At 56.2% G+C, this 15,287-nt stretch carries 13 protein-coding genes; 1 reads left to right on the plus strand and 12 read right to left on the minus strand.

Annotated features, from left to right (window positions below):
• Nucleotides 1-11: 11 nt before the first annotated feature.
• The 8 genes from BM300_RS26510 to BM300_RS26545 all read right to left on the minus strand — a co-directional run bounded on the left by BM300_RS26510 (nt 12) and on the right by BM300_RS26545 (nt 9,070).
• A complete protein-coding gene (locus BM300_RS26510; RefSeq protein WP_092223420.1) occupies nt 12-1,457 on the minus strand; it encodes a glycosyltransferase family 39 protein in 1,446 nt (481 codons plus the stop codon).
• Nucleotides 1,454-2,398, minus strand: a complete 945-nt coding sequence (locus tag BM300_RS26515) for a lysylphosphatidylglycerol synthase transmembrane domain-containing protein (protein WP_092223418.1) — start codon at nt 2,396-2,398, stop codon at nt 1,454-1,456. Before BM300_RS26515 ends, BM300_RS26510 begins: the two co-directional genes overlap by 4 nt.
• Nucleotides 2,395-3,138, minus strand: a complete 744-nt coding sequence (locus BM300_RS26520; protein ID WP_092223416.1) for an SDR family oxidoreductase — start codon at nt 3,136-3,138, stop codon at nt 2,395-2,397. Before BM300_RS26520 ends, BM300_RS26515 begins: the two co-directional genes overlap by 4 nt.
• Nucleotides 3,135-4,451 carry an FAD-binding oxidoreductase gene (locus tag BM300_RS26525; RefSeq protein ID WP_092464432.1) on the minus strand — a complete coding sequence of 439 codons (1,317 nt, stop codon included), beginning with the start codon at nt 4,449-4,451 and terminating at the stop codon, nt 3,135-3,137. Before BM300_RS26525 ends, BM300_RS26520 begins: the two co-directional genes overlap by 4 nt.
• A 55-nt stretch (nt 4,452-4,506) precedes the next feature.
• Nucleotides 4,507-5,976 (minus strand): UbiA family prenyltransferase, encoded by a 1,470-nt coding sequence (locus tag BM300_RS26530; protein WP_092223412.1) that lies wholly within the window; start codon nt 5,974-5,976, stop codon nt 4,507-4,509.
• Nucleotides 5,973-6,338 carry a GtrA family protein gene (locus BM300_RS26535; RefSeq protein ID WP_092223409.1) on the minus strand — a complete coding sequence of 122 codons (366 nt, stop codon included), beginning with the start codon at nt 6,336-6,338 and terminating at the stop codon, nt 5,973-5,975. Before BM300_RS26535 ends, BM300_RS26530 begins: the two co-directional genes overlap by 4 nt.
• 169 nt (nt 6,339-6,507) lie before the next feature.
• Complete coding sequence (locus BM300_RS26540) at nt 6,508-7,929, minus strand: amino acid permease (RefSeq protein WP_092464434.1); 1,422 nt, start codon at nt 7,927-7,929, stop codon at nt 6,508-6,510.
• 682 nt (nt 7,930-8,611) lie between these two features.
• Nucleotides 8,612-9,070, minus strand: coding sequence for an REP-associated tyrosine transposase (locus BM300_RS26545; protein ID WP_092223403.1), 459 nt, complete (start codon nt 9,068-9,070; stop codon nt 8,612-8,614).
• 516 nt (nt 9,071-9,586) lie between these two features.
• Between BM300_RS26545 and BM300_RS26550 the strand changes: the two genes are divergently transcribed.
• Complete coding sequence (locus tag BM300_RS26550; protein ID WP_092464436.1) at nt 9,587-12,697, plus strand: transglycosylase domain-containing protein; 3,111 nt, start codon at nt 9,587-9,589, stop codon at nt 12,695-12,697.
• A gap of 144 nt (nt 12,698-12,841) precedes the next feature.
• On the opposite strand, the gene BM300_RS26555 is transcribed toward BM300_RS26550, so the two are convergent.
• The 4 genes from BM300_RS26555 to BM300_RS26570 form a co-directional block, all read right to left on the minus strand.
• Nucleotides 12,842-13,333 carry an adhesin gene (locus BM300_RS26555; protein ID WP_092223399.1) on the minus strand — a complete coding sequence of 164 codons (492 nt, stop codon included), beginning with the start codon at nt 13,331-13,333 and terminating at the stop codon, nt 12,842-12,844.
• Between the two features lie 54 nt (nt 13,334-13,387).
• On the minus strand, nt 13,388-13,879 hold the full coding sequence (locus BM300_RS26560) for an adhesin (protein ID WP_092464438.1): 492 nt from the start codon (nt 13,877-13,879) through the stop codon (nt 13,388-13,390).
• Between the two features lie 39 nt (nt 13,880-13,918).
• Nucleotides 13,919-14,413 (minus strand): CS1 type fimbrial major subunit, encoded by a 495-nt coding sequence (locus BM300_RS26565; protein WP_092464440.1) that lies wholly within the window; start codon nt 14,411-14,413, stop codon nt 13,919-13,921.
• Nucleotides 14,414-14,639: 226 nt separating this feature from the next.
• Nucleotides 14,640-15,287: hypothetical protein (locus BM300_RS26570; protein WP_256575861.1), on the minus strand; the 648-nt coding region annotated here is incomplete at its 5' end.

Raw genomic sequence — 15,287 nt, forward strand, 5'->3', positions numbered from 1 at the left:
GCAACCGCCATTCATTTTGGATCAAACTGATACTCAGTTAATGATGAGTTACCGACTATCTCTTTCCTGACCAATTTAAAATGATGTTTTTTCATATACTCCACATCAGCCTCAAATATGCCGCTCGTATTAAAAAAACAAATTCCCAGTGGTTCTTCAGCAGACTCAATATCCCTCTCCATCACACGAACACTATTTATTTTTAATGGCAAATCAAGAATCTTGGCATACCCTTGAGCCTCCACAGATACTCCCGAGTAAATTGAACGACCTGCGCATCGATCAACCATCATCCTTAGAACATCTCGCATCAGGCTTTTTGGGGGCAGTTGATTTTCAAAGCTATGAACAGGTTTATCCGCGGTATACAATGGTGTCATTGAAAAACAAAAAAAGGCAATGATCACACTATAAAAAAACACTTTATCGCGGACAAGACTGAGACCATATCCTGTCATGATCAAAAGCGCAGGCAAAACAACAATAAGATTGCGCATTGTCAATACAGGCTGAATGTAAATCGAGCGCACATAGGGAACCATCACGCAAACACCCACCCATAAAACTAATACCCATAAAGCTTCTTTCCTCTCTGTATCTCTCACTAGCTTCACAAGCCCCAACGCCATTAAAATCGCGGCAATGATGGAAAGTGATGCATTTCCAAAATACAACGTGAACAACTGAATAAAAAATGAGTCCTGCGGTGCAGGTATCCAAAACCCCTGCCGCCCAAGATTATTCTCGATGTATCCAGCACTCGGAAGTAGCGTCAGGAAAACAATCGCTCCCACCGTTAAAAATTTCAACATCATTTTCACTTGAAAAGCTTTTCGACCATAAATCAGAAAAAACAACCCAACCTGGGCGCCTACCGGCAAAAGCCCAAAGTAGTGAGTATTCACCAGCATTGCCATGACCAACGCATATAACACAACATTCAAGCTCGTAGGACTGCGCAAGAGCGAAATAAAAAATACAAATGAAAGCACAGCCAAAAGAACCAGCAACGCATACGACCTGGTTTCTTGAGAGTAAGTGATAAAATAAAAATTTACAGCCACTAACCATGAACAAATCAGCCCTGTGCGCCTATTGATCATCTGCCATCCGAGACAAAAAACACTTGGAATCAATAGAACACCAATAAAAACCGACAGATATCTCCCACTCATTTCAGTGTAGCCAAAAACCTTATAAAACAACCATAAAAGCACCTGATAGAAAGGTGGATGTACATCTATCAATGTTCTTTTATAAACGTCTATAAAGCTATTATTCGGATCACTGGTCGCTACGCTGAATGCTTCATCTACCCAAAGACCATTAACATCAATATTATGCAACCGCAAATAGCAACCGAAGAGCACTGCCCCTGCCAGGGGAAGATAAGCCGGCCATTTTTTGGTGCTCTGCCCAACGCTCATTTCTGACCTCGATTTCAGTGTCCAATTCATGATTTTTCTCGACCGATCAAGATTGCAGCCCCCAACCCCACCGCCAGCCACAACGTCACCAACCGCAACAAAACCGTCGCCGCTATCGCACTCGGCATGGCAACGCCGCCAGACGCCAGCAAAGCCACCATTACCGCTTCGGCACCGCCCAACCCGCCGGGCATGAAACTCAGCGCACCCGCCAGCATGGAAACGGCATAAATGAACATGGCAGAGGTCAGGGATACGTCCGCTTCCATGGCCTTCAAGATCCAGTAGAACGCCAACACTTCGAGCCCCCAGGCCATGAGGCTCAACAGCGTCGCGCCTACCTGGCGGCGTGGGGTGTGGCAATTGCGGGTCTGGTGCAACACTTGGATGACATAGTGCAACCATCGGGAGATCCAGCTGCGTTCCCGGTCGATGCGCCGCTCGATGCTGCCGACCAGCGCTGGATGGGCCACCAGCAGTACGCCGCACGCCAGCAGCACCAGACTGGTGATGATCAACGGCAACCATTGAGGATGAACACTCAAGCCCAATAGCGCCAAAACCACCATCGCCAGCAGATCCGAAAGCCGCTCACTGAGCAACGCGGCAAAACTGTGTGCGTAAGGCACATTGCAGCGTCTTAGCAGAACGCCACGCAACGCTTCACCAGCCTTTCCTGGCGTCGTGGTCAGGGCAAATCCCGCCAGGTAGATTTTCAGGCTAGGCCAGCAGGGCAGTGAATGTCCCAGGGCATTGAGGTAAACCTGCCAACGCCAGAAACGCAGCCCATAGCCAAGCAGAACCAAGGCGACAATAGATGTCCCATGCCACCACCCGACCTGACTGATCGCCCTGCTCACCGCCGACCAGCCGCCCCAGAGGGAAATACCCAGGTACGCCAGGGCCGAACAGACCACCGAACCGATCAAGACCCGATAACGCCACCCGGAGAGCATCGGGACCTGGCTCACAGGTTTAGCCTTTTGAACAGTGACTGCGGCAATGCCCGTATCAAACACATGATCAGCGCCCAGAAAGCGGGCACATAAAGGACCGACACCTTGCGCTCGATGCCTGCGACTATTCGCCGGGCGACGACCTCCGGCTGCGCAACCAGAAATGCCGGCAATGCCAAACCCTGGGTCATCGGCGTATCGATAAAACCGGGTTTGATGGTGATAACGTGCGCGCCCGCCTTGAACAGCCGTGCCCGCAGCCCTTCGCAAAACGTGGAAACAGCCGCTTTGGCCGAGCCATACACATAGTTGGAGGGGCGCCCCCGGTCCCCCGCGACGGAAGAGATGACCGCCAGCGTGCCGTTGCGCTGGGCGACCAACTGGTTTGCCACCAACGTCAATAATGCGATCACCGTGCTGCCGTTATTGGCGAACTCGGCCATTGCCATCTCGACATCCCGTTCGCACGCGGATTGATCGGGCAACGTGCCGTAGGCGATCAGGCAGATATCCACCGTGTGCAGCGTTTCCAGGCATCGCTCCAGCATGGCGCGATGCAGGGCAATGTCGTCATTGGCGTCCATGATGTAGGGCACCGCCGCGCTCGCGCCTCGTGCGCGCAGGTCCGCACAGGTTTGTTGTAGTTTTTGCTCACCTCTGGCGACCAGAAAAAACTCGCTCCCCTCGCCTGCCCAGAGCCGGGCGCAGGCATTGGCGATGGTTGAAGTCGCTCCCACAATCAGTATTTTTTTCATTGAGTGACTCGCCGCCAGAAACGGGACATCAATGCCGGGTCGCGCATGGCTTCCAATTGCTCCCAGGCGGGATAGGCTCGCTGAAAAAAGCTGGCGCTCATATGCGCATCCTTGGCCGGATACAAGCGGCCATCGGCCTCATGAACAATGGCGTCCAGATGCGGCAGCAATGTGGTGCTCAAGGCGCGGTTCTGAGGAAAATCCAACGCCAGCGACGTTCCAGGCATCGGAAAGGACAACAATCCTGGAGAGGCGATATCGCCACAACGCTTGAGTACTGCCAGGAAAGAACCCATGCCGCTCCGGGCAATGACGTTGAGCAACTCTGCCAGGGCGTCTTCGGCTACCGCTTGCGGCAATACACACTGAAACTGTTGAAATCCCTTGCGTCCATAGATTCGGTTCCAGCGCTCGATACCATCCAGCGGATAGAAAAACGGGCTGTAGGCAATCGTCTGGGTTTTCCTGCTCGTCGGCTGCATGTGCCAATAACAACGGTTGAACACGCTCACCATGAGTGGGTTGACCAGGGATACCGGCGGCCGGACGGGCATATGCATGGCGCGAGCGGTCGGGACTTCGAGGGGTCCACTTTCGCAGTGAGCACCGAAGGTAATGACACCACGTCCCGATGCAGGTCCCGTGGCCAGGCAATCAATCCAGGCCACACTGTATTCATGCAAAGAATCGAGTTCTGCCGACAGGGCGAAGAACTCGCTCAATCGACCAAATCGCACCCGAGTCGTTTCGATCCGACTGGACTGGATTCTGCGCAGGCGAATACTGACCCAACTGATAATACCCGTCAGACCCAATCCACCGATTGTGGCCGCAAACCATTGGGGATTTTCCGTTGGCGAACACACCATCGCCGGTTGCTCGGACCTGTGCAGGCCAAAGCGCAAAACCGAATGGGCAAACGTCCCGCGGCAATGGTGATTCTTGCCATGAACATCGTTAGCCACCGCCCCGCCCAACGTCACATGGCGGGTTCCAGGCGTAACTTGCAAAAACCACCCGCGAGGAACAGCCAGCTGCAGCACTTCACCCAGGGTGACACCTGCCTCGGCGCAAACTTCTCCCGTTTGCCAATTGGCCTCGATGAACCGGTTCAAGGGACGCACGTGGACTACATGATCGCTGCCGGCCAGGCAACTGTCGCCATAGCTGCGGCCATTGCCGAACGGTAATGTCGAGCCATGTGCAATGGTCACTCGCCGCCACTGTTCATCGAGATCATTTCGCCAGGCACAAGGATGAGCGGCTTGCGGTTCAGCGGGGTATCGCCCCCACGAATTCAAGAGGAGTTTCATCGCTGGCACGATTGCGAGATATCAATGAGCCGGCCTCCGGCATCACGGCAGTCGTTCATGTCGCACTCCAGAAAACAAGACAAAACAGTGCGCCCACGATCAAGCTCCATCGGTCCTTGAGCGCAAATACCAGCGGATCATCTTTCATCAACCCGCGATGAGTGAGGATCCAGACTCGGGTAATCCAGAACAGCAACAAGGGGCAGGCAAGCCAAATGATTTGAGGGTGGTCGTATAGCGCGACAGTCGCGCCGTCGCGGATGTAGAGCGCCAGCACCATCACCGCGAGATAGCCTGAGGCCGCGCCTAACGATGACAGCATTGCCATATCGGCAGGGTAGTAATCCCGGCCACTGGTTTTATCGGTACGACCACTGCGCGAGACAACAAGCAGTTCGGTGTAGCGTTTGACCAGCGCAAGGCTCAGGAAAATAAACATGGAAAACGCTAGCATCCAGGCCGTCAGTTCCAGATTGAATACCGCGCCACCCGCAATGATTCGTAGCGTGTAGAGCAACGCCAACGTGACCACGTCCAGTGTCATGACCCGCTTTAACTTAAGCGAATAGGCCAGGGTCAAAACATAGTAGAACGCCAACACCACGACAAATTGCGGAGGCAGCCACCACCAGGCGCCCCCCAGGGATACGATCAACAGCAGAGGACAAACCATCAGGCCGGATTTAATCGAAAGCTGCCCGCTGGCAAAGGGCCTGGTGCATTTGGTTGGATGCCCGCGATCGTCTTCCAGATCCAGCAAGTCGTTAAGTACATAGACGCCGGATGCACATAACCCGAAGAACAGAAATGCCAGCAGGCCATGCCAGAACAACAGCGGATTAGCGATCTGATGCGCGGCCAGTAAAGGCACGAAAATCAGCGCATTCTTTACCCACTGATGAATGCGCAACGCCTTGCGCCAAGCGCCGAACCCCGTCACACCAGAACGGATCGGTTGCACAATGTTGTCTAGACTTTTGACCCCGAGCAAGACAGACGCCGAGGCATTGACAACATAGGCATATCTGGCAGAACGCCAGATTTTCAGATCTTCCAGTGAATTGCCGACGTAATCGAATCCTCGTTCACCGAACTGCTCGATCAATAAATCACGCTTGTGATGACCTGACAGATTGCACTCCAGCCGGGTCGCGAATATGTCGTCGAACATCTGCAAATGCTCGCCGATCCGCCGCGCCAATGAGTGATAGCTGGCAGTGGCCAGCACGATTTTGCGCCCCTGGCGGCGCTGCTCCTCAATCATGGCCAGCACGTCGGGGTCGTAAGGCAGCAGGCTGACATCGATATACGTCGATTGAGCCAGTTGTTTCTTCAGGTACGCCTTGCCTTGAGCGAGCCAACCCAAAAGGCTGAGGCATCGCCACGGTTGACTACGAACGAAAGCCATCATGCATTCAAAAAGCACATCGGACTTGAGGAGCGTTCCGTCCAGATCGACGACGAAGGGAATCACAGATCCAGGACTTTTAACGGTTGGCTGCAAGGCTTGCTGAGACGTGCTCATGTCCGATGATGACCATGAAGCCATTTAAACCGGAAAAAGCCGTACCCCATCGACAAACTCAGCAATGAATATGAAACCAGGGTCGTCCACCCAGGAGAATTCCAGGCATCACCGATCGAGCCGATACCATAACTCAAGGCGCCCATCACGCCATTCAACAACACATACCCGCGCCATGACTCCCCAGGCTCGAAGATGTAAAGCGCATTCAAATAAAACGAAAACGCCGCAGCCACACAAAACGCCGCGAGGTTACTGGTCGCTTGGGGTAGTCCAGCAGCGCCGTAGCACACAAAAAACACCTGCCAATGAATCAATCCATTAACAAGCGCGATAACCAGCAAAGCAGGAAAATCTTTCATCGTGATGCCTTGCCATATCCCAAGTGGCGGGCTTTAAAGCTATGCCATGGTACCGGACCGATCTACTGTCAGAACTTACAGGTCAAACACTGATTTCGACGGACGGTCAGTCACCCCCAAAAAAAAGCCCCGGTCATCTGACCGAGGCTCTCTTTACATCACCCTCAACTTACGAAGCTGAACGCACCGCCCCCTGCCCATCACCGGTCGGTTGCAACTTGAAGGCGTAAAACAACACCGTCAGCAACACCAGGAACGCTGGGCCGACATACAGCGCCACGCGAGTGTCCGGGAAGTACGCCATCAGGCCCACCACCAGCACCAGGAACGCCAGCGCCAGGTATGAGCTGACCGGGTACAGCCACATGCGATATTTCAGCGCCGCACGTTCCGAAGCGCTCAGGCTTTTACGGAATTTGAGCTGGGCCAGCAGGATCATCACCCAGGTCCAGATCGCGCCGAAGGTGGCGATGGAGGTCACCCAGACAAAGACTTTCTCTGGCACCAGGTAGTTGAGCAGCACGCCCAGCAGCAACGCGGCGATGGACAACAGCAAGGCGCGGCGCGGCACGCCGTTGGCCGAAGTGGTGGCAAAACCGGCCGGGGCCTGGCCATTCTGCGCCAGGCTGTAGAGCATCCGCCCGGTGCTGAAGATGCCGCCGTTACAGGACGACAGCGCGGCGGTGATCACCACGAAGTTGATGATGCCGGCGGCGGTCTTGATGCCCAGGCGCTCGAAGGTCATCACGAACGGGCTGCCCTGGGTGCCGATCTCGTTCCACGGGTAGATCGACAGGATCACGAACAGCGCGCCGACGTAGAACAGCAGGATCCGCCAGAACACCGAGCCGATGGCGTTGGGGATGGTTTTCTGTGGGTTCTTCGCTTCGCCGGCGGTCAGGCCGATCATCTCCACGCCCAGGTAGGCGAACATCACCATCTGCAGGGACATCAGCACACCCTGCACGCCGTTGGGCATGAAACCGCCGTGGGTCCAGAGGTTGGAAATGCCCAAGGCCACGCCGTCGTTGCCGAACCCGAAGGCGATGATGCCGACGCCGCCGATGACCATGGCGATGATGGTGACGATCTTGATCAGGGCGAACCAGAATTCGAACTCACCGAAGGCCTTGACCGCGATCAGGTTGATCGAGCCCATGCTGACCAAGGCGGCCAGGGCCCAGATCCAGCGGGGCACGTCGGGGAACCAGATGCCCATATACACCGCCACCGCGGTGATCTCCGCCACACAGGTCACCAGCCACAGGAACCAGTAGTTCCAACCGGTCAGGAAGCCGGCTAGCGGGCCGAGGTAGTCCTGGGCATAGCGGCTGAACGAGCCGGCCACCGGGTTGTGCACGGCCATCTCGCCGAGGGCGCGCATGATCACCAGGATCGTCAGGCCGCCAATGATGTAGGACAGCATGATCGCCGGGCCGGCCATTTCAATGGCCTTGGCCGAGCCGAGGAACAGCCCGACACCGATGCAGGCGCCAAGCGCCATCAGGCGGATGTGCCGCTCACCGAGCTCACGTTTGAGCGGACCACCCTGAGCGGTCTCGCCATGGGGCAGATGATTGCCGACAGCCATAGGGATACAACCTCGTCTTGTTATTGGATTGACCACCGAGTCTCCAAAGCCGCAGGTCGATAAGCCTGCCACTTTGCCGAAACCAGTCTGTTTCGTGGACAGACCGTCCTGTGAACAGCGCCCTCAGGATCAGCGGGCCGTGCAGTATAAAAAGCCAGGGATAGAGAGATTCACTGTAAAACCGGGGAAATTCAGGGAGAAACCTCAGTAGAAACCGTGTTTCCGGAGATGCATTATCTGGACGACAGACCTTTCCGAAAGCGCCGCCGAGTATTGCACAGGGAGGGTGCAGCGTCATGTCTGGGCGCGGGGCGATGGCTCTGGCACAAGGCTTTCAGGCATCGCAGCCCTGTAGTGAGGATTCCCCTGTGACAAGGGGTTCACTTGTGGCAAGGGATACACCTGTGGCAAGGGATACACCTGTGGCGAGGGGATTTATCCCCGCTGGGCTGCGCAGCAGCCCCCTACGGCATCCAGGTATGTCTGAAAGATCCAGTTGTCTGCATTGGGGCTGCTTCGCAGCCCAGCGGGGATAAATCCCCTCGCCACAATAACCTCACCATCACAGATAACCTCACCATCACAGATAATCTCCCCCATCGCAGATTAAATCTTTATCAGATAATTCTCCTCACCACAGGGAATCCGTGTTCCTCGGTCCAGACAGGGAGCATGAGGCGCTTCAAGGCCATGCAGTATCCCAGAGAGGGTAATCGCCAATACATTCCACCAGCCCAGCCCGTAGCGGATTATCAATGATGTAGTCGGCGAAGGGCCGCAGCTCTTCATTGTCACGAATCGCGCGATCATGGAAGCCGCTTTGCCAAAGCGGGCCAGAGGTTTTACTCATGTTATTGACGCGATGGGTGCATCGAGCTTTGGTGGCACCGATGACACGACTCAGATGGCCGTCGTGGAGTTGCAGCAACCAGTGAAAATGATCCGGCATCACCACCCAGGCTAAAGAGTTCACCAGGCCAGAATCATGGGCGTATTTGAATTCTGTAACCAACAATCTTCCAACCTTCCAGTTGGAAAAAACAGGACGGCGCTGATGAGTAACGGCTGTCACCAGATAGGCGCGTCCCTGCTCCGAATAACGTCCTCGACGCAGGCGATGTGAATTGGGGCGTGGATGCATTCCTTACTTCCTTTAAGAGGGTTTGGATGCAGCGTAGCCATGCTGTTGGTTGATCGACGCTGAGAAGGTCGAGCGAATATTCCGAAGTGGTCGTAGTACTTGTGGCTAGGACATTTATCTGTGACAGGGGATGTGTCTGTGGCAGGAATGTATCTGTGACAAGACATTTATCTGTGGCGAGGGGATTTATCCCCGCTGGGCTGCACAGCAGCCCCCAACTGCAACCCCGATATGCCTGGATAATCGCGTTGCCTGCATTGGGGCTGCTTCGCAGCCCAACGGGGATAAATCCCCTCGCCACAGATAAATACCTCCTCACCCACAGATAATTCCTCCTCACCCACAGATAATTCCTCCTCACCCACAGATAAATCTCTCCTGGTCACAAAGTCGTTGCCACAAAGGAATGCCACTGGCCATGACAGACCGCCACCCACAATTTCCCCTCCCCCCACGCCAACCACCGTCTAAGCTTCAAGCAAGTCCGATCAATCTGCGTGAATGGATCAGTCGACTATGGGCGCTTTGTGGCAAACCGATTCGAATGAACCTGTGGTCCCGACTGAACGTATGGAAGAAGCGCCTTTACCTCAAAAAAAACGCCGCGCCCGGCATGGCTGGCGGGCGTTCTGGTTGTTGTTGCTGATTATCGTCGTGGTGGTCGGCCTGGCGGTGGCCAAGGAAATGCGCACCTCGCGCTTCCAGGCCCGGGAGATCAGCAAGTACGCCGCGTCGCTGAGCTATTCGGTGCAACCAGGGCCCAGCGATGCCATCATCTACCCGGGTGCCGGCCCGTTCGATCGGCGGTTGGGCTACAGCTCGCTGGGGGAGTTTTTACCGCGGTTGCTCAAACGCGACTACGTTATCCAGGCCCAGGCCCGTTTCTCACCGGCCTTGATGGATTACGTCGAAAAAGGCCTGTTCGTGCCCTACGCCGAAAAGATCCAGGCCGGGCTGACCATCACTGACTGCCGCGCCGCGCCGGTGTATCAGTTCAAGTATCCGCAGCAGTTGTACGCCAATTTCGATGCGATCCCACCGGTAGTGGTGCAAAGCCTGTTGTTCATCGAGAACCGTTTCCTGCTCGACCCCAAGCAGCCCTTGGCAAACCCAGCGGTAGACTGGCCGCGCTTCGCCATGGCGGCCTGGTCGCAAATGGCCAAGCTGTTGAGCCTGCCGGGACAATCCGCCGGCGGCAGCACGTTGGCGACGCAGCTGGAAAAATACCGTCACTCCCCCGAGGGCCTAACCGTGTCGGGCGGGGAGAAAATCCGCCAGATGATTTCCGCCAGCGTGCGGGCCTATCAGGCCGGCCCGCAAACCCTTGAGGCGCGGCAGCGGATCATCCGCGACTACCTCAACAGCGTACCGCTCTCGGCCGTGCCGGGGCACGGTGAAGTCCACGGCATGGCGGAGGGCTTGCGGGTTTGGTACGGCGCCGATTTCAAGCGGGCCAATGAACGCCTGTCCAGTGCCGCCAACGACCCCAAGAGTCTGGCGGAAAAAGGCCTGGCCCTGCGGGAAATGCTGTCATTGATGATCGCCCAGCGCCGCCCGTCCCATTACCTGTCCAAGGGGCACGAAGAGCTGGCGCGCCTGACCGACAGCCATATCCGGCTGTTGGCGCAGAACGGCGTGATCGATGCGGCACTGTCGAAGGCGGCCCTGGCGAGCCAGGTCAGCTATCGCGACTGGGTCCAGGACCCGACCGTGCAACCCAACGAAACCAACAAAGGCATCAGCGCCGCCCGCAGTCGCCTCGCCACGCTGCTCAATCGTCCGCTGTACGACCTCGATCGCCTGGACCTCTCCGCCACCAGCACCTTGCAAAGCGACTTGCAGGCCCAGGCCACCGAGTACCTCAAGCGCTTGGCCGACCCGGCGTTCGCTGCCGAGATCGGCCTGATGGGCGAACGCTTGCTGACCCCCACCAGCACCACCCAGGTGCGCTACAGCTTCACCCTGCTGGAACTGACCCCCGACGGCTCGCGGGTACGGGTGCAAACCGACAGTACCGACCAACCCTTCGACATCAATGAAGGCAGCAAACTGGAACTGGGCTCCACCGCCAAGTTGCGAGTCCTCACCACGTACCTGCAGATCATCGCCGAGCTGCACGAGCGGTATGCCGAGCAGACCCCGGCGGCGTTGAAGAAGGCCGATATCGCCGAACAGGATCGCCTCTCGCGCTGGGCCGTCGACTATTTGATCCAGAACACCGACCGCAGCCTGCCGAAGATGCTGGAGGCGGCCCTGGACCGCACCTATTCCGCCAGCCCCGGCGAGGCGTTTTTCACCGGTGGCGGCCTGCACACCTTCCACAACTTCCGCAACGAGGACAACGGCCGCAACCCGACCCTGCGCGACGCCCTGCGCGAGTCGATCAACCTGCCGTTCATTCGCCTGATGCGCGACCTGGTGCGCTACGCCACCTATGCCGGCCCCAATAACAGTTCCGAGCTGCTCAAGGACGACAAGGACCCGCGCCGCCAGGAATACCTGGCCCAGTTCGCCGACCGCGAAGGCACTTCGTTCCTGCTCAGGTTCTGGAAGAAGTATCAGAAAAAGGACACCAGCCAACGCCTGGAAACCTTCCTCGACGGCATGCGTCCCACGGCGATCCGCCTGGCGGCGGTGCACCGCTACTTCTTTCCTGGCGACAGCCAGGAAAGCTTCAACCTGTTCGTGCGCTCGCACCTCAAGTCAGTCAAGAACCCCGAGAAGCTCACTGACGAACGCCTGGAACGGCTCTACCAGAGCTACGGCCCCGGTGCCTATGACCTGCCGGACCAGGGTTTCATCGCCAAGGTCCATCCACTGGATTTATGGTTGATGGGCTACCTGCTGAATAACCCCGACGCCAAGTTCAGCCAGATCGTCAAGGCCAGCGAGTTCGAGCGCCAGGAAGTCTACAGCTGGCTGTTCAAGAGCCGGCACAAGAGCGCCCGCGACAGCCGCATCCGCACCATGCTGGAGATCGAAGCCTTCCTGGATATTCACCAGCGCTGGCAGAAAGTCGGCTACCCGTTCGATCACCTGGTGCCGTCGCTGGCCACCGCCATCGGCAGCTCCGGCGACCGCCCTGCCGCCCTTGCCGAGCTGGTGGGTACCATCCTCAACGACGGCATCCGCCAACCGGCGCTGCGCGTCGACAGCCTGGACTTTGCCGTCAACACGCCCTACGAGACACGGCTGGTGAGCAACCCGGATAACGGCAAGCGCGTGATGCCGGTGGAAGTGGCCCGGGCCCTGCGCGGCGCGCTGTCCCAGGTGGTGGATGCCGGCACCGCGAAACGCGTGGCCGGCAGTTTCAAACTGGCCGACGGCACACCGCTGGCCATGGGCGGCAAGACCGGCACCGGCGACAACCGCATCGAAGCCATCGGCTCGGGTGGGCGGGTGATCAGTTCCAAATCGATCAACCGCACCGCCACCTTCGTCTTCTACATCGGCGACAGCCATTTCGGCACACTCACCGCCTATGTCCCGGGCGCCTCGGCACAGAACTTCAAATTCACCTCGGCCTTGCCGGTGCAGGTGCTCAAGGGTATGGCGCCGTTTCTCTCGCCGTACTTGCAGCCGGGCAGTCATACCCAGTGCAAGCCGTTGGTGGCAAGCCAACCATAACCCCTGTGGCGAGGGAGCTTGCTCCCGCTGGGGCGCGCAGCGGCCCTGAAACCTGACGACGCGGTGGATCAGAGTGATTACGAGGCCCTTCAGGGGGGCCGCTTCGCAGCCCAGCGGGAGCAAGCTCCCTCGCCACACAAAAAATCACAGAGTTACACGGGGTACCGCATCGAAGATGACAGTGAAGTTCGCGGTATACAGGCCAGGAATGCGATCGATAGGCGAATGACTCGCATGGATGAACATCTCCACCTGGGTCCCAGGCGTGGATGTGGCGTCGTCTACTACTTCTCGAGGCACCTCGTTCAAGAATACGTCGTTGAAAAAGACGCGCAGAGGTATGCGCAAGCGACCATTAGACAAAAAAGAGCCCCCCTCAATGTAGGCATGAATCGAGCCATCGGTATTCTTCACATCAAAGGTCTGGCGTATGGTGCTCAAGTCGTAGTTTACAGTGTTGTAATACATGTACTCATCTTTACCAAAATCCGGATTGCGTGGCTGCACATGAAATTGCTTGTTCGGAATATTTGCGGTGATATGAATCGGTGCGCGGGCATCATCAGCGGCCAATACCAACGAAGGGCTCAGGGCTGCAACAACAAGGGCTGTTACGGACACGATTTTGTTTAACATACTTTTTCCTTCTGATTAATGAAACGAAGTGGAGACTCCCCGTGGCACGGTGAGTTACTGGGTGACCCGAGGGACCGCGTCGAAGACCACGGTGAATTGGCCGGTGTACAAACCTGACTGCATGGGACTAATCGGGAACGGCGCAAAGATGCGCATCTTAGCCGTCGTACCGGGCGTGGACGTGGCGTCATCCACCACTTCCTGCGGTGTTTCTTGCACGTGAACATTGTTGAACATTACAACAGTGACAATCGGATACTTGTCACCGTGCAGCCAGGAATCCCCTTCAAGGTAGGCATGGACCGAACCGTCGGTATTCTTTACATCAAAGATCTGGCGCACCGGAGACAACATTCTGGTCACAGTATTGAGGTGCATGACCTCGTCCTTACCAAACTCCGGATCCCGTGGCATCACATGAAACTGCTTGTTCGGAATGTTCGCCGTGATATGAATGGCTGCGCGAGCATCATCCGCCGCCAATACCCATGAAGGGTTCAAGGCTGCAACGACCAAGGCCGTAAAGGACACTGTCTTCTTAAACATGCTGAATTTTTCTTATGAGTAATGAAACAAAAATACAGATCAGAGGCTAACCCGAGGGACCGCGTCGAAGACCACGGTAAATTGTCCGGTGTACAAACCAGTCTGTTCCTGGGGATTGATCGGAAACGCCGTGGAGATGTGCAACTCTACCGTCGTACCTGGGGTGGATGTTACGTCATCAACCACTTCCTTCGGCAAGTGGTTCAGATAAACGTTGTTAAACACAACAGCAATGGGGATCGAGTTACGGCCGTTGAACAGATCGGGGCGCCTATCAATGTAGGCATGGACCGAACCGTCGGTGTTCTTCACATCAAAGAGCTGGCGCACCGGGGACAACGCGCTAGTCACAGGGTTGTAATGCATGACCTCGTTCTTACCAAACTCCGGATCCCGTGGCATCACATAAAACTGCTTATTCGGAATATTCGCCGTGATATGAATGGCTGCGCGAGCATCATCCGCCGCCAATACCCATGAAGGGCTCAGGGCTGCAACAACCAAGGCCGTAAAGGACACTATTTTCTTAAACATGCTGAATTTTCTTATGAGTAATTAAACGAAATACATACCTGTGGCGAGGGGATTTATCCCCGTTGGGCTGCGCAGCAGCCCCACAGTCACCTTAATCTGTCTGATCCACCGAGTTATCTGGTTTAGGGCTGCTTCGCAGCCCAGCGGGGATAAATCCCCTCGCCACAGAGAAATTCCTTCATCAGAGAGAAATCCTTCACCTCAGATAAATCCCCTCGCCACTAAATCAGCGGGTGACCCGAGGCACCGCGTCGAAGATCACGGTGAAGTCAGCGTTATACATACCGGGAGAGAGTGGGCTTGTAGGCGAGTTCGCAACCATGATTAGCATCTCCGCCTGGGTGCCCGGTGTGGACGTGGCATCGTCCACGACTTCCTGAGGCAGGTTGTCCAGAGGTACACCGTTGAATACCGCCCTCAGGCTTACATGATCCACTCCGTTGCTCAGATAGATGGCACCTGTGCTGTTACCATTCTCAACATAGGCATGGACGGAACCGTCGGTGTTCTTCACATCATATATGTGGCGCAAAGGCGTAAATCTGTAGGTCATGGGGTTGTAGTACATGTATTCATCCTTGCCGAAATCCGGGTTGCGGGGCTGCACATGGAACTGCTTGTTCGGGATTTTCGCTGTGATGTGGATAGATGCGCGGGCATCATCCGCCGCCGACACCCATGAAGAACACAGGGCTACAACAACCGAGGCCGTGACGGGCACTATTTTTTTTAACATTGTTTGATACCTCTTCTGAGTAATGAAACGACATGCGGACTCCCTGTGGCGAGGGAGCTTGCTCCCGCTGGGTGGCGAAGCCGCCCCACGCTTTTCCAACCAACTGGATACCTCTGACTTGCCATCTTTGCGGCTGCT

Origin of the sequence: Pseudomonas sp. NFACC46-3 (assembly GCF_900114515.1) — a bacterium.
GTDB classification, from domain to species: domain Bacteria; phylum Pseudomonadota; class Gammaproteobacteria; order Pseudomonadales; family Pseudomonadaceae; genus Aquipseudomonas; species Aquipseudomonas fluorescens_Q.

Bases quoted from the DNA above. Each gene is read 5' to 3' on its own strand.
- BM300_RS26510 (WP_092223420.1), bottom strand. From the start codon at position 1,457: ATGAATTGGACACTGAAATCGAGGTCAGAAATGAGCGTTGGGCAGAGC.
- BM300_RS26520 (WP_092223416.1), bottom strand. From the start codon at position 3,138: ATGAAAAAAATACTGATTGTGGGAGCGACTTCAACCATCGCCAATGCC.
- BM300_RS26525 (WP_092464432.1), bottom strand. From the start codon at position 4,451: ATGAAACTCCTCTTGAATTCGTGGGGGCGATACCCCGCTGAACCGCAA.
- BM300_RS26530 (WP_092223412.1), bottom strand. From the start codon at position 5,976: ATGAGCACGTCTCAGCAAGCCTTGCAGCCAACCGTTAAAAGTCCTGGA.
- BM300_RS26535 (WP_092223409.1), bottom strand. From the start codon at position 6,338: ATGAAAGATTTTCCTGCTTTGCTGGTTATCGCGCTTGTTAATGGATTG.
- BM300_RS26540 (WP_092464434.1), bottom strand. From the start codon at position 7,929: ATGGCTGTCGGCAATCATCTGCCCCATGGCGAGACCGCTCAGGGTGGT.
- BM300_RS26545 (WP_092223403.1), bottom strand. From the start codon at position 9,070: ATGCATCCACGCCCCAATTCACATCGCCTGCGTCGAGGACGTTATTCG.
- BM300_RS26550 (WP_092464436.1), top strand. From the start codon at position 9,587: ATGGGCGCTTTGTGGCAAACCGATTCGAATGAACCTGTGGTCCCGACT.
- BM300_RS26555 (WP_092223399.1), bottom strand. From the start codon at position 13,333: ATGTTAAACAAAATCGTGTCCGTAACAGCCCTTGTTGTTGCAGCCCTG.
- BM300_RS26560 (WP_092464438.1), bottom strand. From the start codon at position 13,879: ATGTTTAAGAAGACAGTGTCCTTTACGGCCTTGGTCGTTGCAGCCTTG.
- BM300_RS26565 (WP_092464440.1), bottom strand. From the start codon at position 14,413: ATGTTTAAGAAAATAGTGTCCTTTACGGCCTTGGTTGTTGCAGCCCTG.